Below are 21131 nucleotides of genomic sequence, written 5' to 3' on the forward strand. Positions count from 1 at the left end.
GTCCTAATGTTTGTCGTACCGCTCGCAATCCTCCTGGCCCTGGGGCTCTGGCCCTGGGCGTCCGCTGTGATCGCCGCGCTGGTCGGCCTGTGCTTGTCCTACCTTCTGCTGGGCAAGTCCCGCGCAAGTGTTGCCCGCGACCTCTACCACGCGCGACACCCCGACAAGCAGACCGCCAACCCGGATTCTGAGATCGAGGACTCGCTGATGAGCGCCCAGGAACGTGTCAAGTCAGAACGCGAAGGCAAGTCCCAGTAGCAGGCCGTAGGCCAGCGCCGCGAGGCTCGTCAGCTTGAGGGCGAGGATGAATTCCTTCGCGGACGTGGCGGTGATCGTGATGAGGCAGGCCGGCAGGGCCAGCAGCAGCACGAAGAACGTGAAGATTCCGAGCGGATAGATCAGGCTGAAAAGACCCGCGATCACGAACGGCAGCAGCAGGAAAATGGAGAAGACGACCCGGGAGGCCGTGCTTCCGATTCGCACCGCGAGGGTGCGCTTGCCGGCGGCTTTGTCTGGCACGATGTCGCGCAGGTTGTTGACCATGAGCACGGCACAGGCGATCAGCCCCATCGCCACACCACCGAGAACGCTCTCGGTGGTGAAGTCGCCCACCTGCACATAGGTCGTGCCCGCGGTGGCTACGAGACCGAAGAACACGAACACGAACACTTCACCAAGACCCTGGTAGCCGTAGGGCTTCTTGCCGCCGGTATAGAACCACGCAGCGGCGAGGGCCACGACGCCAACGAGCAATAGCCACCAGTACTGGGTCAGGATGACGAGCGTGACGCCAGCCACGGCAGCGAGGCCAAAGAAGATCAGGGCCACGCGCAGCACGGTGCGCGGATTGGCGACGCCGCCGCCGGTGAGCCGGGCTGGTCCGACCCGAAAGGCGTCGGTGCCTCGAATGCCGTCGGAATAGTCATTGGCATAGTTGACGCCGATCTGCAGGAGCAGCGCCACGGCGAGTGCGAGCAGCGCGCGCACCGGATGGTAGACGCCGGGTCCGCTCGCCACGATGGCGGCGCCGGTACCGAGCAGCACCGGAGCAACGGCGAGCGGCAGAGTGCGCAGGCGTGCGCCCGATACCCAGTCGGCGGCGGTGGCCGGTTTGACCGCGGCCGGTCCCTTGCGGGGTGGTCCGTTTTTGATGGCCGGATGGCCCGATTTGCCGCTGGTCTTTCTGGCGGGATCAAGACCAGCCAGCTTCGCCGCGGGGTTCAATCGTTGTTGTTTGGGCCTGACCGGCCGAGCTCCTTGTGCCACGCCCCCATGTTACTGGGCAGCGCAGTACTGGCCAGCGTGCGCCTGTCGGGCTTGCCCGAAGTCAGTAACGGGATCGCCGCCACCAGCACGACGCGTGCAGGCCGGGCTGCACGCCCGAGCGCCGCCACAACGGATGCCGCCACGTCGGAAAAGTTCAAGGGGTCGCCCCCGGTCACTACGACCGGAACCTGCCCCCACTCGTCGTCGTCGGCCCCGATCACGACAGCCTGCTCGAAACCGGCGCAGGACCGCACGATGCCTTCGACGGCATCGAGTGACACCTTCTCGCCGCCCGAAATGATCACGTTGTCGGCGCGACCCAGAACCGTGACCCGAGCGGTTATCGGGTCGATTTCGCCGAGGTCGCCGGTGCGGTACCAGCGCACACCGTGCTCCACCAGAAAGCGCTCATCGGTGCGCGTTTCATCGCCGAGATAGCCTTCAGCGAGCACGGAGCCCGATAGTTCGAGCTGCCCGTCGACAACCCGCACGAGGGTGTCACCGATCGGAATACCATCGTAGATACAGCCGCCAGCGGTCTCCGACGACCCGTAAGTGCGCACGACTGGCACGTTCAACTCAGCTGCCCGCGCAATGAGATCGGGCCTGATCGCCTGCCCGCCGACCAGAATAGCGGTGAAGCGACGCAGCACAGCCAGCAGTGCCAGGTCATCCGCTGCGTCAAGCAGGCGGGCCAGCTGCACCGGCACCAGCGCGGTGAAGCGCAGCGGCTCGGTCATGGTCTCGGCTAGCCGAAGAAAGTCCTCCGGATCGAAGTGGCCCGGCGGAAGCACGAGCGGATTGGTTTCGGCGGCGATCGAGCGCACGAGCACCTGCACCCCGGCGATATAGTGCACGGGTAGAGCGAGCAGCCATTGTCCGGTCCCGCCGAGGGCAACAGCCGAGGCTGCGGCGCTGGCCAGCAGTGCGTTGGTGGCGAGCATGACCCGTTTCGGCGTGCCGGTCGACCCGGAGGTTTCGATCACAACCGCGACCCGTATCGGCACGTCTTCGAGAACCATTCCACCACCTGTCGGCATCGGCATCAGTGCCGGTCCGTTGCCCGCGAGTGCATCCCTCAGCGCCGCGAGAAAGGCGGGCAGATCCTCCGGCACGAGAGCCCGCAGCGGCTTCACCACGGCGCTGCTGCGTCGCTTGGGCGCCCGGAGGAGAAATCATGCACCCGTTCACTCATAGTGCCAGCCTACGCGGCGCCAGCATTGACTTTTCGAATTTTCCAACTCGTAAGATTGGGGATTGAGAAGACGAAAAAACCTCAGGTAATGTGGAATAAGCAAGAAGTCAACCCCTTGTCGTCCACCCCGTTCGGGGGTGTACTAATGACTTGGAAAGTACGGGGAGGTCGCCATGAACATCACGCAAGGTACGAAAACCACATGCGGGGGCTCGTAACGATGACTACCACCGCTCAGGAACCACGAACGACCCCCGCGTCGCCTCGCCGATCAGCCTCGCCGGGAAACTACGCCGCCGCGTCGACGGATGCTTTCGGCGACTACCTACGCCGCATCGGCAAGGGGGCCTTACTCAACGCCGAGCAGGAAGTTGATCTGGCGCGCCGCATCGAGGTCGGACTCTTCGCTGAGGCCAGGCTGCTGCAGGGCGACGGTGCCAGTACTCGTGACTCGGCCGAAGAGCGCGAACTGTCCTGGCTTGTGCACGACGGGTGCCGCGCCAAAAATCAGTTCATCGAGGCCAACCTGCGTTTGGTCGTGAGCATTGCCAAGCACTATTCCGGCCGCGGAGTGCCCATCATGGACCTCGTGCAGGACGGCAACATGGGGCTCGTTCGTGCCGTCGAAAAGTACGACTTCATGACCGGCTACAAATTCTCCACCTACGCCACTTGGTGGATTCGCCAGGCAATCCACCGCGGCATGGCCGACAAATCCCGCATGATCCGCATCCCGGTGCACACCGCCGAAAAGCTCAACAAAATCAAGCGCATCCGACGCGACCTGACCAGCGTGCTCGACCGTGACCCCACGGCACGTGAAATCGGCGAAGCCGCCCAGCTTCCCGTTCGCGACGTGCTGCGTCTCTTGCAATACGACAACGAACCGATCTCCCTGCATACTCCGGTCGGTGACGGCGCCGGCGATATGGCTGAACTGATCATTGATGACGACCTCCCCCAACCCGACGAACACGCCACGCTGACGCTGCGGGCGGCAGACATCCGCTACTTTCTCGACACGCTGCCGCCCCGGGAACGTTCTATTTTGCGAGCCAGGTTCGGCCTCGACGGTAATGAACCGCGCACCCTCGACCAGATCGCCCACACTGAGGGCGTCACCCGGGAACGGGTGCGTCAGATTGAGAAGCGTGCCCTCGCCCTGCTGCACGTGCCACGGTTGGAGCATTATCTGCGGGACTAAGCGCCGACCGGATCGATTGCACGCCAGCAGGAGCGCGACATGGGAAAACTAACCTACGACTCGACCCTTACCGCAGACTTTGACGATCGCGTGCTCGCCCATATACAGGTCGTGATCGGTGCCAAGCTGCGGCGTGGGGAATCGTTCTACTTCACGTGGCGCGACGAGCCGCAGGTTGGCGACGGACGCATCACGATTTGGCTTCACCCAGGAATCCCCGTCGCCTACAAGTATTTTGGCAGCCGTGCGCCCACGCTCAACCGCGAGTGGATCGAAGCGCTCATGGCGACGGCAAATTCCTCCGGCGGGCTGCAAATCGTTCCGGAATCCAGCTCTCCGGCAGTGCAGCCGGGCGTTGTGAAGGACGAGCTTTAGACCGCATCGACACCGTGTGCGACAAGAAATCATGTTCGCCCAGCGACCGTTCCATCGAATCGATCCAGATCGAGATCGAGATCGATGGCGCCGAGCTGTACGGGCGGGATGAGGAGGCTCTGGCCGTCTACCCAGCCGGAGACTGACACACTGGGTCCATGTTGCCCTCACTGGATGAGTTACTCGGTTCCGCGCACGTCGTCTCCCTGAAATTGTTCGACCGGTTTCGCGGGCTGGACAATCGGGAAGCACTGCTGCTGGAAGGCCCGGAGGGCTGGACTGAGTTCTCCCCGTTCGTGGAATACGATGATGCCGAGGCCGCCAACTGGTTGCGCGCCGCGATCGACTTCGGTTGGCAGAGCACGCCGCACGCCCTGCGTACGAGCATTCCAGTCAACGCCACCGTGCCGGCCGTGCCAGCGGGCAAGGTCGCTGAAGTGCTCGCACGTTTTCCCGGTTGTCGCACGGCAAAAGTCAAGGTCGCCAGCCCGGATCAAGCCCTGGCCGACGACGTCGCCCGGGTGGCCGAGGTACGTCGCGTGCTCGGTCCGGAGGGTCGCATCCGCATCGATGCGAACGGCCTGTGGAACGTGGACGAAGCCGAACACGCCATTCACGCACTGAGCGCTTTCGACCTGGAATACGTCGAACAGCCGTGCATGAGCGTGCCTGAACTGGCCGAGATTCGCCAGCGCACAACCTACCTGAGCGTACCGATCGCCGCCGACGAGAGCGTGCGCAAGAGCGGCGACCCGCTCGCCGTGGCGCGGGCCGGCGCCGCCGACATTCTCGTCATCAAGGCCCAGCCGCTTGGGGGCATCCGCGCCGCACTGTCGATCATCGGTCAGACCGGGCTGCCTGTCGTGGTCTCCAGCGCCCTCGACACGTCGATCGGACTCTCGATGGGCGCGCACCTCGCGGCATCCGTTCCTGGGCTGTACTTCGACTGTGGTCTCGGCACCGCCTCACTGCTCGCCGAGGATGTCACGGACAATCCGCTGCTCCCGGTCGCGGGGGCCATCCCGGTACGCCGCGTCGTGCCAGACGCTGCTCTCCTCACTCAGCACGCGGCCAGTCCTGAGCGTCGCGACTGGTGGCTCGCGCGCCTCGCGCGCTCGCACGCACTGCTCGCTGCTGAGTAGCGGCAACCGAAGGGCTACAGGCCCGAGTAAGCGTGCAGGCCCTTGAAGAACACATTGACGATGCCGAAGTTGAACATGACCGCGGAAAAACCGATGATCGCCAGCCAGGCCGAACGCGATCCGCGCCAGCCGCGGGTTGCGCGAGCGTGGATATAACCGGCGTAGATGACCCAGATGATGAAGGTCCACACCTCTTTGGTGTCCCAGCCCCAGTACCGCCCCCAGGCCTGTTCGGCCCAAATCGAACCAGCCATGAGGGTGAAGGTCCACAGAATGAAGCCGATGATGTTGATGCGGTAGGCGAGGTTTTCCAGTGTCGCCGACGACGGCAAGGTGGCCAGAAAACGCAGGCGCCGACCGGATGCCACAGCCGAGCGCGCCGCGGCGGCCTCGAGCGTTCTGTTTTCGCGACGGAACTGCAGCAGTTGCACGGTCGACAGAGCGAACCCCAGCGCGAACATGCCGGTGGCCAACGACGCCACGAAGACGTGGATGACCAGCCAGGCCGACTGCAGTGCCGGCGGCAGTGGAGCAACTTCCACATAGAACTGCAGGGCTGCCACGCCGAGCAGTACCAGCACGAGACCGGTGACGAAGGTGCCGAGAAAACGCAGGTCGGCGCGGATCAGCACGATCAGGAACACCGTCATGATGAGCAGCGTGCCCGTCAGCGCGAACTCGTACATGTTCGCCCACGGCACCCGGTCGGCCGCGAAGCCGCGCATGATGGTAGCCGCGAGGTGCAACGCCCAGCCCAGTACGGTGAGCGCAACTCCCACGCGCAGGCTCGACGAGCGGCCGTACGGCAGCGCCGCGTCGTCGTCCATGCGGGCGCTGATGCGCGACAGCACGGGTCGCTTCAGGGTGACGGTGCTGCCGGCGGACGCGGCAAACCCGGCCGAGGAGGCAGCATCTGTTTCGCCCAGGTCGGCGGCTTCAATCGCACCCACGGCGCTCGAACGACGCGCGAGGTCGACTGCGAAAGCGATGAAAGCGAGGGCGTAGATGGCCATTGCCGAATACAGCGCATAGAGCGAGTACGAGTTGAGCAGCGCGGAGTCAATCAGATTCACAGTGCAATCCTAAGTCGATTCGGGGGTGGCGACGACGGTTTGGTGGGTCTTCAACAGCTTGAGATGACGCGTGGCCACCGCGCTGACGGCGGCCTCGAGGGCCGGGTCATCGCCACGGGCGAGGCCCGCGTATTCGAGGTGTACGGTTCCGTCGGCTCGGGTCGTTGCCTTCACCCAAACACGGCGACGCGGCACGAGCAGCCCGGTGAACAGGCCGAACAATACGAGCATGGAGAAGGAGATCAGCCAGATCTGTGTGGGGTCGTGGTGAATGTCGAAGCTCGCAAAGCGCGGGACCGACTGGGTGAAATCGCCGGCCGCCGAGGACGCCGGATTGTTGTCGATGAAGCTGACGGTGCCGAGGTCACCGGGCAGCGCGGCCGATTCTCCCGGCTTGAGCTCGATCGAGGCAACATCGGTCTTGCCGCCGGTCTGCTGCGTCAGGGTGTCGGTGTCGAGGGCATAAACGGATGTCGGCACGCCGGCATTGAGACCGAGGTCGCCGGTATAGACGTTCAGCGTGAGCAGCGGATATTCGAGGTCGGGGTAGCTGGAGAAGTTCGCGCCGGAGGCCGCTGTGTCCTGAGTGGGATAGAAGAAGCCGATCATGCCGATCTGCTCCGCCAGTCCGTCGGGTACTTTCACGATGCCGAGCGAGGTGAGGTTGGCGTCCTGCGGCAAGAATGGCACCGAGTCTGAAAAGACGACGGTACCGTCGGGGGCCGTCACCTGGATGGTCGGTGCGTACCCGTTGCCGAGCAGGTAGATGCTCGTCCCGTTGGTGCGTAGCGGTCCGTTGACCTTGACAGCGCCGGGCTCAGCCGCCTCGGCCTTGGGCGTGACGGTCACGTCGGCGGTAAAGTCGATCGGCTGGCCGTAGGCCTGCAGGTTCCGTTGTTCGTAGGAGACCGAGAAGTCATCCAGGCTCAGGGTGTACGGGTCGAGAGTGGTGTCGTCGAAGAATCGTCCCGGGTTGAAAGAGTCGTAGGCGAGCAGCGTGTTCACGAAGGTCTGCCCTTCGACGAGCACTCGCTGGCCGCTGAAACCATAGCCGCCACCGAATCCAACGGTGATCAGAATGCCTACCAGCGCAGCGTGAAAGACAAGGTTTCCGGTCTCCCGCAGGTAGCCACGCTCGGCTGAAACGGATGACTCGGTGTCGGAATCAAAGCGCGCAACGCGGTAGCCGCTGGATTTCAGGACGGTGCGGGCGTGCGTGATGGCGTCGCGGGCATCCGTGTGCGCCGGCGCGTCTTGCGTGGTGAAACCAAACAGGCGTCCGAGGCGAGCCGGCGTGGTCGGCGGCTTGGCGCGCAGGGCCTGGAAGTGATGTTTGGTGCGCGGAATGACGCAGCCGATGAGCGAGATGAACAGGAGCAGGTAGATCGACGAGAACCAGGCCGAGGTGTAGACGTCGAAAGCCTGCAGTTTGTCAAGAATCGGCGCCAGGTCGGGGTTGTCGGTGAAGTACTGGGTGACCCCGTTCGGGTCACTCGTGCGTTGCGGCACGAGCGAACCTGGAATGGACGCGATGGCGAGCATGAGCAGCAGAAAGAGGGCCGTTCGCATGCTCGTGAGTTGACGCCAGAACCAGCGCAGCCAGCCGGTCAGGCCGAGCTTGGGCTGCACGACACCGGCCTGCGGCGCCTCGCGGCGGGAATCGTAATGGTCAGATGGCCGGGACAAAGTTGCCAATCACCCCTTGCAAATCGAGGAGCCAGGTGTTCCAGATGCCACTCACCATGAGTACTCCGATGACGACGAGCAGAACACCGCCGAACAGGTTGATGGCACGAATATGCCGTTTGAGGAATGCGACCGATCCGGTGGCCCAGTTGAGGCCGAGGGCGATCAGGAGGAAAGGAATTCCGAGGCCGAGGGAGTAGAAGAGGGCGAGCAGTCCGCCCTGCCAGGGCGACCCGGTGCCGAGACTGAGCGAGTTGATGGCTGTGAGCGTGGGCCCGGTGCACGGCGTCCAGCCCACCGCGAAGACCGCACCGAGTATGGGGGCGCCGGCGAGACCCATTTTGGGGCGCCAGTTGGTCTTCACGGTGCGTTGCATGGCACCGAACTGGCCGACGAAGACCAGGCCCAGCAGGATGACGACCACGCCGGCGAGGCGCGTGATCAGGTCGCGGTAGGAGTTGAGCCAGAATCCGGCGGCACCGAAGACCACGCCGGTGAGCACGAACACCACGGTGAAGCCGAGCACGAACAGGCCGACCCCGGCCAGGAGCCGGGTGCGGCCGCGACGATCACGCTGGGAGGCGCCGGTGCGTCCGTCCGCGAAGCCGCCGATGTAGGCGAGGTAACCGGGAACGAGCGGCAGGATGCACGGTGAGGCGAACGACACGAGGCCGGCGAGGAGTGCGATGGGAATAGCGAAGAGTAGCTGGCCGCTGAAGACGATCTCTCCGAAAGGATTGTTCACTCGGTCGTGCCAGTCTCCGCGATCGTGTCCCGAATCAGAGTCTCCAGAATGGACGGCGAGGTGACCTGGCCCAGAATGCGCGCCGCGATCCGCCCTTCGGCGTCGAGCACCAGGGTGGTCGGCACGGCGTTCGGCGGAATGCTGCCGCTGAACGCGAGTTGCATGGCTCCGGTATCAACATCCAGCACCGAGGGGTAGGTCACACTGTAGGTCTCGTTGAATGCGATGGCGTTCGGGGCCTGGTCTCGCACATTGACACCGAGAAAACTCGCGCCCTTGTTTTCAAACTTCGCGTTGAGGCCCTGTAGGTCGGATGCCTCGGCGCGGCACGGTGCACAGCTCGCGTACCAAAAGTTGACCACGAGAACTTCACCGAGCGTGTCGGCGCTGGTGACTGCCTCGCCCGTCTCTGTCACGCCGGAGAAGTCAATGGCGTCACCGCGATCGGCGACGGCAATCTCGGTGACGCTTCCGTCGCCGGCGATGAAACCCTTGTTCGAGCCTTCCCGGTACTGGTCCGCGAGCGGGTCAGCGGAGCAACCCGAGAGCAACAGGGCACCGGCGGCCAGCCCGGCCAGCAGGGGGCCGATGCGGCGGCGTTGGTTCACACGGTGGCGATTCATACAGCACCCACATCGTTGCTTGGGTCAAGAAGTGCCAGCGCCGGGCTGACGTAGGCGGTTTCAGCGAAATGGTCGCCGTGCCAGCACAGGGTCGTGATGCTCGACAGGTCGCACCGGCGTTTGCGCGGGTCGTGGGCGAGGCGTTCATGAGCCAGTGCTTGATGTACCATCCAGATCGGCAGCTGGTGACTGACCAGCACGACGTCACCCTCATCGACCGAGTTCCAGGCGTCGTCGATCGCCGCGAGCATGCGGGCAGAGATTGAACGGAAGGGTTCTCCCCAACTCGGTTTCAACGGGTTGATCAGGGCCGGCCAGTTGCGCGGGTCGCGCAACGCGCCGTCGGGGCCACGCATCCGCTTGCCCTCGAAGGCATTCGTCGGTTCGATGATGCGTTCGTCGGTGTCGATCGCGAGCGCGAAGGCCGCTGCGATCGGCGCGGCCGATTCCTGCGCGCGTTGCAGGGGCGAGGCGACGACGCGCACGACCGCACGGCCACGTTCCACTAATTCCTCCGCGGCAGCAGCAGCCATAAGCACGCCTCGCTCGGAGAGCCGGTACTGCGGCAACCGTCCGTAGAGCACGCGTTCGGGGTTGAAAACCTCACCGTGACGCACGAGATGCACTTGACTGGCTACCACTCAACTATTCTACGGAGGGGTCAGCCTAGAAACCGCCGTGAGCGGGCCGCTCGGGCGGCTCCGGCTAAACTCGAAGTGTGACTTCGCGCGTATTGATCAAGAACCTGTCCGCTCTCGACGACGGCCCCGTATCGGTGTCCGGCTGGGTCGATACCGTTCGAGACCAGAAAAAGGTGCAATTCGTCGTTCTGCGCGACGAATCCGGCGCCGTGCAGCTGGTCAACCCTCGCACGACGGATGCCGATGGCGTCGTCGTCGCCGACGAGCCAGCTACCAGCATCTCGGGCCTCGCCCAGGGCACCTTCGTCACCGTGACGGGCCAGCTCAAGCACGACGAACGGGTCAAGCTCGGCGGCATCGAGATCAAGCTCAGCACCCTGACAGTGGTGTCGGCCGCCATTCCGGAGACGCCGATCGCGGCCGACTCAAGCCTCGACAAGCGCATGGACTGGCGCTTTCTCGACCTGCGCAACCCCAGGCAGAACCTCATCTTCCGTATCCAGACCACGTTCGAGCACGCGCTGCGCACGTACTGGATCGAGCACGACTTCATCGAACTGCACACCCCCAAGCTCATGGCGAGTGCGAGTGAGTCGCGCGCCGAATTGTTCGAGGTGGGCTATTTCGACACCAAGGCCTACCTTGCGCAGAGCCCGCAGTTTTTCAAGCAGATGGCCCAGTCGGCTGGCTTCGGCAAAATCTTCGAGGTGGGCCCGGCGTTCCGAGCCGACCCCTCGTTCACGAGCCGGCACGCCACCGAGTTCACGAGCGTCGACAGTGAGATCAGCTGGATAGACAGCCACGACGACGTCATGACGCTGCACGAAGACCTCATGGTCGCCGGGTTCACCGCCGTACAGATAAAGCACGGAGACGAGGTCAAGGCCCTGTTCGACGTTGAAGTGACCGTTCCGAGCACGCCGTTCCCGCGCATTCCCCTGGCTGAGGCCAAGGAGATCGTCAAGAGCCGCGGCTACGAGGTTCCCCGCGACGACGACGACATGGACCCGGAGGGCGAACGCCAGATCGCCGCCTACGTGGCCGAGAAATATGGGCACGAATTCGTGTTCCTCACCGACTATGCCTCGAGCATCCGCCCGTTTTATCACATGCGTCACGACGGCGACGCGTCGATCACCAAGAGCTATGACCTCATCTTCAACGGCACCGAGATCTCCACCGGCGCCCAGCGCGAGCACCGCATCGAGGTGCTTGAGGCTCAGGCCGTCGAGAAGGGCCTCGACCCGAAGGAAATCGAGGGCTACCTCGACTTCTTCCGCTACGGAGTTCCTTCGCACGGCGGTTTCGGCATGGGCCTGGCCCGGGTCTTGATGCTCATGCTGCACCAGGCATCGATTCGCGAGGTCACCTACCTGTTCCGCGGCCCGACCCGCCTGGAGCCGTAGCTTCGGCTTCTCGTTCGGGCCGCGGGGTGCGTAAAGCCGGCACAATCTGCGACAGGTCGGCGGCAGCACCCGTTTGGCCCGGCGAGTCGCAAACGGACCGGCATGAGCTACGCCCGCGAATGCGGGCGACCGGGAAAGGCCGCTAGCGCCGGGTTAGACCTCGAGGTCGACGGCCAGGCGATCGGCGACGACGGTGCGGATGAATGCGCCGGCCTTCTTGTGCTCCGGGTGCCTCTGATAGCGGTCGAGGGCCTCGAGATCGTCGAAGTCGGCGATGAGGGCGACGTCCCAGTTTTCGTTGCCGGCAACATCCGGCCCGACCGTCAGAGCACGAATCTCGGGAACGACGCCTACTAGAGCCTCGAGGCCGGCCACGATGCCAGCGGCATCCTCGGCCTTCTTACGCGGGGTTAGCGCGTTGAGCTTCCAGCAGACGATGTGACGAATGGTCATGAGACCTCCAATAGGGCGGTACGCAGGCGTACGGGATCGATGCGCCAATAGTTGTGCACTTTGCCGTTGATGAGGAGCACCGGGATGTCCTCCAGGTAGCGCTCGTGCAGCTCGGCGTCATCGAGAATGGAACGTTCCTCGAACGTGATCTCTGGGGCCGACACGTCGTCGGCGAGCTTGGCCACGACACTGCCGACGAGGTCACGTGCGTCGTCGCAGAGGTGACAACCAGGCTTGCCGATCAGGATCAGGTGTGCGGTGGGCATGGTTCCAGCCTACGGCGACTTCGTGCCGGGCCGCACGGGCACGACACCCGAGCGGTAGACAGCAAAAAGCGCCAGTCCCGAAGGGCTAGCGCTTTGCTCAACGAGCAGCTAAATAACTACGCAGTCGATCTACTTCTTATTGCGACGCTGGTGGCGAGTCTTGCGAAGCAGCTTGCGGTGCTTCTTCTTCGCCATACGCTTGCGTCGCTTCTTTATTACAGAACCCACACGGACCTCACAAGTATTGGTTTAGTCGCGGGGCCCGCGACTGACACGAAAACACCATTCTACCGGACAAAACCGGCTCCAACTACTCAGCTGCCGGATCGGGCCTCGTTCAGCCGTTTCTGCGCCACTTTTTCGCCGTGGCATCTTTGACGACGTGCGACATTTGCGAGGCATCGGCGAAGGCCTTGCCAATAGCCGAGGCGAATGCACGCTGCTCATCTTTCAGGCCGGCATCGGCCTCCAGATCCACGTCCTTGACGGCCTGGTCGAAGTCGACACTCAGGAAGGGAATCAACCAATCCTCAATCTCTTCGAGCGGCGAGTACTCCAGCCGGTAGAAGCGGTGCTGCCCCTCTTCGCGAACGGTGACCAAACCGGCCTCGCGCAACACCTTGAGGTGCTTGGAGACGGTGGGCTGACTCAGCCCAAGGTGCCCGACGATGTCGGACACGCTCAGCTCGCCACGCACGTCCCGGGACGGACCGCGAATTTCACCGGACGGAACTGCGCGCTCCAAGAGGATGCGCAAGATATCCCGTCGCGCCGAGTCCGCCACCACGGTGAAGATGTCTGCCATAACCTCAGGGTAGTCATTACTACTGGGTAATGACCAACGCCGGGTAGTACAGTTTCAAACTGGTAATAGTCGCAGGCTTATCGGGGGTTCCAGGTGTCGTTGAGAACCGGAACTGAACCGTTCTTTCCGAGACCGCTCACCATTGTGAGGCGGATGCGCGACGAAGTGGACTCGCTCGCTCACAAGTCACCATCGCGGTTCGCCATTCTGGTGTTTTCCGCGCTCATCATGGTGTTCACCGTGTTGTTCTCGCTACCGATCGCCGCAGCGGATCGCACGATCACCCCACTGCACGACGCCGTCTTCACGGCAGTATCGGTCATCTGCGTGACCGGATTGACCACGGTCGACATGGCCACCCACTGGTCAGCGTTCGGCAATATTCTGGTGTTCATCGGTGTCAATATCGGCGGCATCGGCGTATTGACGCTCGCGTCACTGATGGGGCTGGTCATCTCACGCAGACTCGGGCTGCGCGCAAAACTGATGGCGGCGAGCGATTCCAACCCCTCCCGAATTCACGCCGGGCCGGTCAACGAGGGCCAGACCGTGCGTCTCGGCGAGGTCGGCAGCCTGCTGCTCACCGTGGCAATCAGCGCGTTCGTCATCGAGGTCAGCGTGGCAGCGCTGCTCTTTCCCCGCATGCTGCAAGCCGGTGCGCCCCTGGGCGAAGCGGTCTGGCATAGCTTCTACTACGCTGCCATGGCCTTCACCAACACCGGTTTCAACCCGAACCCCGGTGGCCTCAGCCCGTTCGCCGATGACTACTGGTTTCTGGGCGCGCTCATGATCGGTGTTTTTCTGGGCAGCCTGGGGTTTCCAGTGATCTATGCGTTCGCGCGCGGCTGGCGCAAGCCGCGCCGCTGGTCCGTACACGTCAAGCTGACACTCGTCACGACGATCGCCCTGATGATCCTCGGAATGATCTTTTACATCATTCTCGAGTTCGATAATCCCAAGACTTTCGGGTCGCTCAATGCCGGCGACACTATTTTTCAATCGTTGTTCATGTCGGTGATGACGCGCTCGGGCGGCTTCGCGACCATTGAGGTGAGCGACCTGAACGGGTCCAGTTTGCTCCTGACCGACATGCTCATGTTCATTGGCGGCGGGTCGGCGTCGACCGCCGGCGGCATCAAGGTCACGACCCTGGCCATCCTCTTTCTAGCCGCCTTTGCCGAAGCACGCGGCAAGCAGGAAATGGAAGCGTTCGGCCGCCGTATTCCAAGCGACATCCTGCGCCTGTCGGTCAGCGTCGTGCTGTGGGGCGCGACCACCGTCGCGGTGGCGAGTATCCTCATTCTGCACATCTCGAAACAACCCTTCGACGTCGTCCTCTTCGACGTGATCAGCGCTTTCGCTACCTGCGGCCTGTCGACCGGGCTTACCGCTGATCTGCCGCCGGAGGGCGTCTACGTCATGGCGGCAACGATGTTCATGGGCCGGGTTGGTACAGTGACTCTCGCGGCGGCTCTGGCCGCGAGCCACAGCAGGCAACTGTTCAAACGCCCGGAAGAGAGACCCATCGTTGGTTGATCGCATCAAACACGACGCCCCCGTGCTCATCGTCGGGCTCGGACGGTTTGGCGCGGCCACGGCCGGCCAGCTCGACCGACTGGGCCGCGAGGTGCTCGTCGTCGACACGAGCGAGGCGCTCGTGTCGAAATGGTCAGAGCGGGTCACGCATGCCGTTCAAGCGGATGGCCGCTCGCTCGAGGCCCTGCAACAAATCGGCGCCCAGGATTTCTCGATCGCCGTCTGCGCGGTTGGATCGTCAGTGGAAGCCAGCGTGCTGATCGTCGCCAATCTGGTGGACCTGAAGATTCAACAGATCTGGGCCAAGGCCATCTCGAAGTCACACGGCAAGATTCTCGAACGCATCGGCGCCAACCACGTCATCTACCCCGAGGCCGAAGCCGGCGAGCGCGTCGCCCACCTGGTGTCGGGTCGCATGCTCGACTTCATCGAATTCGACGATGATTTCGCCCTCGTGAAGATGTACCCGCCGAAGCCCATCCGTGGACTCACCCTCGTCGATTCCGGAGTGCGCCGTAAGTACAACGTGACCGTCGTCGGAGTCAAAAGTCCGGGAAAGCCGTTCACCTATGCGACCGCCGAGACCGTGGTGTCCAACCATGACCTCATCATCGTGTCGGGCGCTGAGGCCGATATCGAACGGTTTGCCGCGCTGGGTTAGTAGCGTTCGGCGACGGTGCTACGAGGCGGCGAGTTCTTTCGCGCGAGCGAGGGCGGCATCCGTTGCGGTGTCGAAGAGTTCCTTCAGACCGCCTTTTTCGAGCTCTCGGACGGCTCGCTCGGTCGTTCCGGCCGGGCTGGTCACCTGGCGGCGCAACTCGCTCGGTGATTTGTCGGACACAGCGAGCAGCGCGCTCGCGCCAAGGAAGGTGCCATTGACCATGACAGCGGCCTCTTCGGGGGTGAAACCCTTGCTGATGGCCGTTTCGGTGAGCTGTTCGATGAGGTAGAACACGTAGGCCGGGCCGGAGCCGGAGATGGTACTGAGGGCGTCGAGCTTGCTCTCGGGCACGACCAGCACATCGCCGACGGTTGCGAACAGGGCTCGGGTGAGTTCGAGGTCAGCGTCACTGGATCGGGTGCCGGCGCTGATGCCGGTGACGGCCATGCCGACGACGGCGGGGGTGTTGGGCATAGTGCGGATGACGTGCACCGCGCTCGGCAGGAGCGATTCGAAGGTGTCGATGGTCACGCCGGCCGCGACGCTGAGCACGAGCGTGCCGGGAGCCAGGGAGTCGCCGATCTCGGCCAGCAGGTCGGCGACCATGTAGGGCTTGACCGCGACGATGACGATCTGGGCGCCGTCGATGGCCTTAAGGTTGGCGTCGGCGTCGATCTCGGTCGCGTAGGCGGTGACGCCTTCGGTGTCGGCGAGTTCAGCGGCCCTTTCTGCGGTGCGGTTGGTGACCCGAATGCCACCCTCAACGGTCACGCCGGGCTTCTGCAGGCCGGCCAGAATGGCGCGGGCCATGGATCCCGCGCCGAGGAAAGCGATCGTGGGCAGAGTCACATTCGAGGGAGAAGTCATCTAAATAGTCTACTTTTTCCGCACTCGGGGTGCCCAAAACTGTCGCCTCGGGCGCAACCTGCGCCCGGGCGATGTGCAGTCCTAGGATGATTTCATGAGCGCATCCGGCGGAAATAAGGCAATTTTGGCAGCATTCGCGGCCAATCTGGGCATCGCCGTCACCAAGTTCGTGGCGTGGGGCCTATCGGGGTCGTCTTCGATGCTCGCCGAGGGCGTGCACTCGGTAGCGGATGCCGGCAACCAGCTCCTCCTGCTGCTGGGGGGTCGCAAGGCAAAGAAACGGGCCGACCTGGAGCATCCGTTTGGCTATGGGCGCGAACGCTACGTCTACGCCTTCGTGGTGTCGATCATTCTGTTCTCGATCGGCGGGGTGTTCTCGCTCTATGAAGGCTTCGACAAGCTGCAGGACCCGCATCCGCTGGAGAATGCCTGGGTGCCGATTCTGGTGCTCGCCATCGCGCTGGTGCTGGAAGGCTTCTCGCTGCGCACCGCGATCAAAGAGTCGAACCATGTGCGAGGAAATGAAACCTGGGTGCAGTTCATTCGGCATGCCAAGGCGCCCGAGCTGCCCGTCGTGCTGCTCGAAGACGTCGCGGCCCTCACCGGTCTTACCTTCGCCTTTATGGGCGTCGGTCTGACCATCATCACGGATGACCCGCTCTGGGATGCCGTCGGCACGCTCGCCATTGGCGCACTGCTCGTTTTGGTCGCGATTATTCTCGGCATTGAAACCAAAAGCCTGCTCGTGGGTGAGGGCGCCAGCAGGAAAGACCTCGACGCGATCGAGGCCGCCATTCTGAACGGCCCACAGACGAAGCGCATCATCCACCTCAAGACCCTCTACCTCGGCCCGGATGAGATTCTGGTCGGCGCCAAGATCGCCTTCGACGGCGAGCACCGGTTTGCCGACATCGCCGCCGACATCAACGCCGTCGAAACTCGTATTCGCTCTGCGGTGCCGCTCGCACGCACGATCTATCTCGAGCCGGATATCTTCTTCGATCCAAACCTGGCCAATCCGCCGACCGACACTTTTGTGATCAAGGGACTGGAGTAAACCTCAACGGGCCGCCCGCCGGGCGGGATCGTCGAAAAACTCGCGGAGGATCTTGCCGCATTCCGTGTCATTGACGCCGGCGAAGACTTCAACGCGATGGTTGAGTCGACGATCGCGCAGCACGTCGTAAACCGATCCGACCGCGCCCGCTTTTGCATCCCAGGCGCCGAACACGACCGTGGGCACCCGTGCGGCGAGAATCGCACCAGCGCACATGACGCAGGGTTCGAGCGTAACGATGAGGGTGCAGTCGGTCAGGTGCCAGTCGCCGGTGTGCACGGCCGCCTGCCGTATGGCGACGACTTCGGCGTGCAGGGTCGGGTCCTGATGCCGTTCCCGCTCGTTGCGGCCCCGGCCGATCACTGTGCCCGCGGCGTCGACGACGATGGCTCCAACAGGCACGTCGTCCGAGACCAGGGCGGAGCGCGCCTCGGTCAGGGCGAGCAGCATCCACTCGGCGTGCTGATCTCGTGCGCTCATCTGTCACCTCAAACCGGGGGGATTGCCTCTAGTAGAATTAAGCCTATGCGAGTCCATGTTGCCGACCACCCGCTCATTACGCACAAGCTCACCGTGCTTCGCGATAAAGACACCCCCTCACCGGTGTTCAGATCGCTCGTGGAAGAGCTCATGACGCTGCTCGCTTATGAGGGCACGCGCGGCGTGCGCGTGGAGGCGGTCACCGTGCAGACCCCCGTGTCGTCGGCTCAGGGCGTGCGCATCAGCGACCCAAAGCCGCTGGTCGTGCCGATTCTGCGCGCCGGACTCGGGATGCTCGAGGGCATGGTCAAGTTACTGCCCACCGCCGAGGTCGGTTTTCTCGGCATGGCCCGCAACGAAGAAACGCTGCAGCCCACAACCTACGCCGAGCGGCTACCCGATGACCTCTCGGATCGGCAATGTTTTGTGCTCGACCCGATGCTCGCCACCGGCGGGTCGCTCATCGCGGCTATTAATTTTCTGTTCGACCGTGGCGCTGTCGACGTGACCGCGATCTGCATTCTGGCCGCACCGGAAGGCCTCGACGCCGTGGAGCAAGCCCTGGCGGGCCGCGAAGTCACGATCGTACTGGGCGCCGTGGACGAGAAACTTGACGAACAGGGTTATATCGTGCCCGGTCTCGGCGACGCTGGCGACCGCCTCTACGGCGTGGTCTGACGACCTGATCGACGTAAACCCGGCCGACGTATGCAGGTCCTGCGACCAGCGACACGCCAAGCCGGGTTTACATCAATAATCTTCGATTTCTCGGCATTTCGTCTGGGAAAATTTCACAATGATGTGATGGTGCAACGAATCGCCTAAATGGACGCGGCCTCGCGAACGTGGTGCACGTCATGCGAGGACTTACCGCGACGTTGAATTGACACACGGCGTCACAATCCGCTTTACTCGCAGTTATGACAACAAGCGCACGCCCCCTGACCTCCCTCGAGGCCCCCGGGACTGCCGCCATGATGATGGCCGGCATCCCCGCCATGCGCTGTTGCCGAATGTGCCGCTAGCCGAGACTTCCCTCCGCGTCCTACGCCTGACCGACCTCTGAATCGTCAGGCCGACGCCTCGAGTGCTTTCTACAGCACTCGTCCTCCGGCCCCACGGGCCAACTGGAGCTTATACAGACGAAGATCGCGCTCTCGCGCTTCGTCGGGCTCCCCTCGATCGAACAGTCAAGGACCCCTCATGTCTCTCGCACACATCCACGCCAATCGCCCCACACACTTCAGCCGTCCCGACCTGACACTGGCGCCGACCGTCACAGCGCCCCGTATTCGCGCCGTCCCGACCGGCACCGAGGCTCGCGGCTTCGTGCTCTACGTCGGTATCGATGAGGCCAAAGCGGCCGCAGCCGGCACGAGCCTGAATCGCATTGTTGAGGCGCTGAAGGCCCTCGCCGCCGACATCGCCCCGTCCGCCGAGACGTACGCCGCTGTCGCCCTGGCTCCCGAGGGTGCTGGTGGACGGGACGTCGACGTCGTGCGTCTGGCCCTCCAGGACCCCGCCGCCCTGGCCCAGCACCGTGCCGAGCCGCAGGAACAGGACCGTGCCCGCAGCGGCGTCGTCGTAGACATCTCCCGAAAGCGTGTCATCCTGGACAACGAGACCGCGGCACTGACCTACAAAGAGTTCGAGCTGTTGCAATACCTCGTACTGCGCGAGGGCCGCACGATCGATCGTGCCGAGATCATTGCCTCACTCTGGAACTCCGCTGACGAGGACGATATCCCGAACGAGCGCACCATTGACGTGCACGTTCGCCGCCTGCGCTCCAAGCTCGGTCGCTACGAAGACATCGTGCGCACAGTGCGCGGCGTGGGCTACCGCTTCGACCGCCACGCGGACGTCGCCATTCGCCAGTCGACCACACCGAGCCCCGACCTGTTCTAGACGCCCCCGCACGGCGCCTGATAGCAGGACTGAGGGCCAGTCGCAGAGGCTACGACTGACCCTCTTCCCTTGCACCAAGAGTGTCCTGCAATCACATTTCACGTCATCCGCCACAGCAAACGGTTGACGCACTTAAAACGTATAACGAATAGGTAACGGGCGCCACCTCTCCTCGAGAAAATCCCCTGCTAGTTTCATGCCAAGCACCTGACAATCTCCGATCGAGGTCACGCCGCCATCACCATCGTCACCGTCGTGGGCGGTGCCCGCCGACCGTGTCGAGTCTCTATTCTTGAAGAAAGACGTGGTGAACGAAACGAGGAGCCACAGGTGGTGGATCGAATAATTGCGGTGGCTGCATGGGAGTCCCTTTTTCGGGCTCAGGTCGCCATTATGCGTAGTCTGGCCGCGGATTTTCCCTCGAAGGACATTTCGCTCAACGAGTACGACGTGATGTTCAACCTGTCTCGGCAGCCGGCCCGGCGCATCCGCTTGCGTGACCTCAACCAGCACGTATTGCTAACTCAACCAAGCGTAAGCCGCCTCGTCGACCGGCTGGTTTCTCGTGGATACCTGCTCAAGCACACCGACCCAAGCGACGGGCGTGGCGCCATCATCGAACTGACGGATTCGGGCCTCGCGCTGTTTCGGCGGGTCGCCGTCGACCACATGGACTCTATTACCCAGCGCATCGGCGAGACGCTCAGTGAAGGTGAACTGCAACATCTGACGATGCTCTGCGACAAGTTGCGCATCGATTGCCCAGACGACGATTCGGCGCGCCAGGACTAGTCGAGTGGGGGCGATGGAACGAGGGCCCTACCCCTCGTCCCACCGAGGCAATCCCTCGCAGGAATGCCTTCCTCACCGGGCGCCCGAACATTGCCCGGTGAGAAACTCGGGCGCAAGCACGTACCGATCTTTGCGAACAAACCGAACGCATACGACCTGAGGAATGCTCACGCTGGACGATGGTACCCCAGCCTGGGGGTCGAAACCCTAATCCTGCGCAAGCACTCAGCATCTCGTCTACTCTGTAGCCATGACTTCCCTCTCCGGTTCTTCCGTTCTCGTCGTCGGCGCTACCGGTGGGTTGGGCCGCGAATTTGTTCAGCTTCTGAGCGATGAAGGCGCTCTGCTCACGCTGCACGGGCACAGCGCAGAGCGCCTCGCTGAACTCGGCACCTTCGGAGCGACGGTCGCTGGCGACCTGAGCGATTCGGACACGGCCGCACAGCTCGTGTCCGCCGCCCTCGCGGCACACGGCCGCCTCGACGGAATCATCAATGCCGCCGGAGTCGTCGCGTTCGGCCCCATGGCGGATGTCGCTGACGAAACCATCGACACCTTGATGGCGGTGAACGCGACGGCACCAATGCGCTTGCTCCGGGCAGCGCACCCCGCTCTGACTGAATCGTCCGCCGGGCATCGTGATCCGTTCTTTGTCACGCTCAGCGGAATTGTGAGCGAGCGCCCGACCGCGAACATGGCGGCGTACTCGGCCTCGAAGGCAGCCCTCGCTGCATTCGCGCAAGCGGCGGGCCGGGAAATGCGGCGGGACGGCATCCGCTTTCTTGATGCACGACCCGGCCACACCGAAACGGGACTGGCCACCAGACCAATTCAGGGGTCAGCACCGCCGCTGCCTACCGGTTATCAGCCAGCGGATGTCGCCCGACGAATTGTCGATGCGATCATCTCCGGCGAGCGCGACCTGCCGAGCACCGCCTTCGCCGGATAGG

Annotated in this window: 26 protein-coding genes; 13 read left to right on the plus strand and 13 right to left on the minus strand. The window is 63.4% G+C overall.

Going from position 1 to position 21131, the window contains the following annotated elements; all coding sequences use genetic code 11:
• Window positions 1–6 precede the first annotated feature (6 nt).
• Complete coding sequence (locus tag E3T27_RS07445) at window positions 7–258, plus strand: GtrA domain-containing protein (RefSeq protein WP_241992167.1); 252 nt, start codon at window positions 7–9, stop codon at window positions 256–258.
• Here E3T27_RS07445 and E3T27_RS07450 read toward each other — a convergent pair.
• Both E3T27_RS07450 and E3T27_RS07455 read right to left on the minus strand, forming a co-directional pair.
• On the minus strand, window positions 232–1224 hold the full coding sequence (locus E3T27_RS07450) for a 1,4-dihydroxy-2-naphthoate polyprenyltransferase (protein ID WP_420898049.1): 993 nt from the start codon (window positions 1222–1224) through the stop codon (window positions 232–234). The genes E3T27_RS07445 and E3T27_RS07450 overlap by 27 nt on opposite strands.
• A complete protein-coding gene (locus tag E3T27_RS07455; protein WP_338144894.1) occupies window positions 1221–2405 on the minus strand; it encodes an AMP-binding protein in 1185 nt (394 codons plus the stop codon). Before E3T27_RS07455 ends, E3T27_RS07450 begins: the two co-directional genes overlap by 4 nt.
• Window positions 2406–2681: 276 nt before the next feature.
• Here E3T27_RS07455 and E3T27_RS07460 point away from each other — a divergent pair, with 276 nt between their 5' ends.
• The 4 genes from E3T27_RS07460 to E3T27_RS07470 are packed head-to-tail and all read left to right on the plus strand — an operon-like array spanning window position 2682 to window position 5182.
• Window positions 2682–3665 (plus strand): sigma-70 family RNA polymerase sigma factor, encoded by a 984-nt coding sequence (locus E3T27_RS07460; protein ID WP_166786137.1) that lies wholly within the window; start codon window positions 2682–2684, stop codon window positions 3663–3665.
• 39 nt (window positions 3666–3704) lie between these two features.
• Complete coding sequence (locus E3T27_RS07465) at window positions 3705–4040, plus strand: DUF7882 family protein (protein ID WP_134572099.1); 336 nt, start codon at window positions 3705–3707, stop codon at window positions 4038–4040.
• 14 nt (window positions 4041–4054) lie between these two features.
• Complete coding sequence (locus E3T27_RS17175) at window positions 4055–4186, plus strand: hypothetical protein (RefSeq protein WP_277612397.1); 132 nt, start codon at window positions 4055–4057, stop codon at window positions 4184–4186.
• 12 nt (window positions 4187–4198) lie between these two features.
• The gene (locus E3T27_RS07470; protein ID WP_104196894.1) at window positions 4199–5182 is read left to right on the plus strand and encodes an o-succinylbenzoate synthase; all 984 of its coding nucleotides are present in this window, start codon (window positions 4199–4201) and stop codon (window positions 5180–5182) included.
• Between the two features lie 14 nt (window positions 5183–5196).
• On the opposite strand, the gene ccsB is transcribed toward E3T27_RS07470, so the two are convergent.
• From ccsB to E3T27_RS07495, 5 genes are read right to left on the minus strand one after another with little or no spacing between them, the layout of a single operon-like run.
• Window positions 5197–6246, minus strand: coding sequence for a c-type cytochrome biogenesis protein CcsB (gene ccsB / locus E3T27_RS07475; RefSeq protein WP_104196949.1), 1050 nt, complete (start codon window positions 6244–6246; stop codon window positions 5197–5199).
• Window positions 6247–6264: 18 nt separating this feature from the next.
• Window positions 6265–7941 (minus strand): cytochrome c biogenesis protein ResB, encoded by a 1677-nt coding sequence (gene resB / locus E3T27_RS07480; protein ID WP_134572183.1) that lies wholly within the window; start codon window positions 7939–7941, stop codon window positions 6265–6267.
• The gene (locus E3T27_RS07485; protein WP_134572100.1) at window positions 7925–8686 is read right to left on the minus strand and encodes a cytochrome c biogenesis CcdA family protein; all 762 of its coding nucleotides are present in this window, start codon (window positions 8684–8686) and stop codon (window positions 7925–7927) included. The genes resB and E3T27_RS07485 overlap by 17 nt, the downstream gene beginning before the upstream one ends.
• On the minus strand, window positions 8683–9309 hold the full coding sequence (locus E3T27_RS07490) for a TlpA family protein disulfide reductase (RefSeq protein ID WP_134572101.1): 627 nt from the start codon (window positions 9307–9309) through the stop codon (window positions 8683–8685). The genes E3T27_RS07485 and E3T27_RS07490 overlap by 4 nt, the downstream gene beginning before the upstream one ends.
• On the minus strand, window positions 9306–9950 hold the full coding sequence (locus tag E3T27_RS07495) for a histidine phosphatase family protein (RefSeq protein WP_104196898.1): 645 nt from the start codon (window positions 9948–9950) through the stop codon (window positions 9306–9308). The genes E3T27_RS07490 and E3T27_RS07495 overlap by 4 nt, the downstream gene beginning before the upstream one ends.
• Window positions 9951–10042: 92 nt before the next feature.
• Here E3T27_RS07495 and aspS point away from each other — a divergent pair, with 92 nt between their 5' ends.
• A complete protein-coding gene (gene aspS, locus E3T27_RS07500; protein WP_134572184.1) occupies window positions 10043–11356 on the plus strand; it encodes an aspartate--tRNA(Asn) ligase in 1314 nt (437 codons plus the stop codon).
• A 153-nt stretch (window positions 11357–11509) separates the two neighbouring features.
• Here the strand turns inward: aspS and E3T27_RS07505 are convergent, their stop codons facing one another.
• From E3T27_RS07505 to E3T27_RS07520, 4 genes are all read right to left on the minus strand, one after another.
• On the minus strand, window positions 11510–11809 hold the full coding sequence (locus tag E3T27_RS07505; RefSeq protein WP_134572102.1) for a Dabb family protein: 300 nt from the start codon (window positions 11807–11809) through the stop codon (window positions 11510–11512).
• Window positions 11806–12075: a glutaredoxin family protein gene (locus E3T27_RS07510; protein ID WP_104196901.1), complete on the minus strand. Its 270-nt coding sequence runs from the start codon at window positions 12073–12075 to the stop codon at window positions 11806–11808. Before E3T27_RS07510 ends, E3T27_RS07505 begins: the two co-directional genes overlap by 4 nt.
• A 129-nt stretch (window positions 12076–12204) precedes the next feature.
• Window positions 12205–12303, minus strand: a complete 99-nt coding sequence (locus tag E3T27_RS07515) for a 30S ribosomal protein bS22 (RefSeq protein ID WP_003792170.1) — start codon at window positions 12301–12303, stop codon at window positions 12205–12207.
• A gap of 109 nt (window positions 12304–12412) precedes the next feature.
• Window positions 12413–12880: an ArsR/SmtB family transcription factor gene (locus tag E3T27_RS07520; RefSeq protein WP_104196902.1), complete on the minus strand. Its 468-nt coding sequence runs from the start codon at window positions 12878–12880 to the stop codon at window positions 12413–12415.
• A 153-nt stretch (window positions 12881–13033) separates the two neighbouring features.
• Here E3T27_RS07520 and E3T27_RS07525 point away from each other — a divergent pair, with 153 nt between their 5' ends.
• Both E3T27_RS07525 and E3T27_RS07530 read left to right on the plus strand, forming a co-directional pair.
• On the plus strand, window positions 13034–14416 hold the full coding sequence (locus E3T27_RS07525) for a TrkH family potassium uptake protein (protein WP_134572103.1): 1383 nt from the start codon (window positions 13034–13036) through the stop codon (window positions 14414–14416).
• Complete coding sequence (locus tag E3T27_RS07530; protein WP_104196904.1) at window positions 14409–15077, plus strand: potassium channel family protein; 669 nt, start codon at window positions 14409–14411, stop codon at window positions 15075–15077. Before E3T27_RS07525 ends, E3T27_RS07530 begins: the two co-directional genes overlap by 8 nt.
• A gap of 18 nt (window positions 15078–15095) precedes the next feature.
• Here E3T27_RS07530 and proC read toward each other — a convergent pair whose 3' ends face one another.
• Window positions 15096–15944: a pyrroline-5-carboxylate reductase gene (gene proC, locus E3T27_RS07535; RefSeq protein WP_104196905.1), complete on the minus strand. Its 849-nt coding sequence runs from the start codon at window positions 15942–15944 to the stop codon at window positions 15096–15098.
• 94 nt (window positions 15945–16038) lie between these two features.
• On the opposite strand from proC, the gene E3T27_RS07540 reads away from it, so the two are divergent.
• Complete coding sequence (locus tag E3T27_RS07540) at window positions 16039–17001, plus strand: cation diffusion facilitator family transporter (RefSeq protein WP_134572104.1); 963 nt, start codon at window positions 16039–16041, stop codon at window positions 16999–17001.
• 3 nt (window positions 17002–17004) lie between these two features.
• Here E3T27_RS07540 and tadA read toward each other — a convergent pair whose 3' ends face one another.
• Window positions 17005–17481, minus strand: coding sequence for a tRNA adenosine(34) deaminase TadA (gene tadA / locus E3T27_RS07545; protein WP_134572105.1), 477 nt, complete (start codon window positions 17479–17481; stop codon window positions 17005–17007).
• 45 nt (window positions 17482–17526) lie between these two features.
• On the opposite strand from tadA, the gene upp reads away from it, so the two are divergent.
• From upp to E3T27_RS07565, 4 genes are all read left to right on the plus strand, one after another.
• A complete protein-coding gene (upp, locus tag E3T27_RS07550; protein WP_104196908.1) occupies window positions 17527–18159 on the plus strand; it encodes a uracil phosphoribosyltransferase in 633 nt (210 codons plus the stop codon).
• A gap of 525 nt (window positions 18160–18684) precedes the next feature.
• Window positions 18685–19389, plus strand: a complete 705-nt coding sequence (locus tag E3T27_RS07555) for a winged helix-turn-helix domain-containing protein (protein ID WP_134572106.1) — start codon at window positions 18685–18687, stop codon at window positions 19387–19389.
• A 393-nt stretch (window positions 19390–19782) separates the two neighbouring features.
• The gene (locus tag E3T27_RS07560; RefSeq protein WP_104196950.1) at window positions 19783–20181 is read left to right on the plus strand and encodes a MarR family winged helix-turn-helix transcriptional regulator; all 399 of its coding nucleotides are present in this window, start codon (window positions 19783–19785) and stop codon (window positions 20179–20181) included.
• A 250-nt stretch (window positions 20182–20431) separates the two neighbouring features.
• A complete protein-coding gene (locus E3T27_RS07565; RefSeq protein WP_134572107.1) occupies window positions 20432–21130 on the plus strand; it encodes an SDR family NAD(P)-dependent oxidoreductase in 699 nt (232 codons plus the stop codon).
• The last annotated feature ends 1 nt before the right edge of the window (window position 21131 follow it).

The sequence above is a fragment of the Cryobacterium lyxosi genome (assembly GCF_004403345.1).
GTDB lineage: Bacteria > Actinomycetota > Actinomycetes > Actinomycetales > Microbacteriaceae > Cryobacterium > Cryobacterium lyxosi.

Coding starts and splice junctions, on each gene's coding strand:
- E3T27_RS07505 (WP_134572102.1), bottom strand. CDS start 11,809: ATGACCATTCGTCACATCGTCTGCTGGAAGCTCAACGCGCTAACCCCG.
- E3T27_RS07525 (WP_134572103.1), top strand. CDS start 13,034: ATGCGCGACGAAGTGGACTCGCTCGCTCACAAGTCACCATCGCGGTTC.
- E3T27_RS07520 (WP_104196902.1), bottom strand. CDS start 12,880: ATGGCAGACATCTTCACCGTGGTGGCGGACTCGGCGCGACGGGATATC.
- E3T27_RS07540 (WP_134572104.1), top strand. CDS start 16,039: ATGAGCGCATCCGGCGGAAATAAGGCAATTTTGGCAGCATTCGCGGCC.
- E3T27_RS07460 (WP_166786137.1), top strand. CDS start 2,682: ATGACTACCACCGCTCAGGAACCACGAACGACCCCCGCGTCGCCTCGC.
- E3T27_RS07490 (WP_134572101.1), bottom strand. CDS start 9,309: ATGAATCGCCACCGTGTGAACCAACGCCGCCGCATCGGCCCCCTGCTG.
- E3T27_RS07470 (WP_104196894.1), top strand. CDS start 4,199: ATGTTGCCCTCACTGGATGAGTTACTCGGTTCCGCGCACGTCGTCTCC.
- tadA (WP_134572105.1), bottom strand. CDS start 17,481: ATGAGCGCACGAGATCAGCACGCCGAGTGGATGCTGCTCGCCCTGACC.
- E3T27_RS07465 (WP_134572099.1), top strand. CDS start 3,705: ATGGGAAAACTAACCTACGACTCGACCCTTACCGCAGACTTTGACGAT.
- proC (WP_104196905.1), bottom strand. CDS start 15,944: ATGACTTCTCCCTCGAATGTGACTCTGCCCACGATCGCTTTCCTCGGC.
- E3T27_RS07555 (WP_134572106.1), top strand. CDS start 18,685: ATGTCTCTCGCACACATCCACGCCAATCGCCCCACACACTTCAGCCGT.
- E3T27_RS07560 (WP_104196950.1), top strand. CDS start 19,783: ATGCGTAGTCTGGCCGCGGATTTTCCCTCGAAGGACATTTCGCTCAAC.
- E3T27_RS07565 (WP_134572107.1), top strand. CDS start 20,432: ATGACTTCCCTCTCCGGTTCTTCCGTTCTCGTCGTCGGCGCTACCGGT.
- upp (WP_104196908.1), top strand. CDS start 17,527: ATGCGAGTCCATGTTGCCGACCACCCGCTCATTACGCACAAGCTCACC.
- E3T27_RS07445 (WP_241992167.1), top strand. CDS start 7: ATGTTTGTCGTACCGCTCGCAATCCTCCTGGCCCTGGGGCTCTGGCCC.
- E3T27_RS07510 (WP_104196901.1), bottom strand. CDS start 12,075: ATGCCCACCGCACACCTGATCCTGATCGGCAAGCCTGGTTGTCACCTC.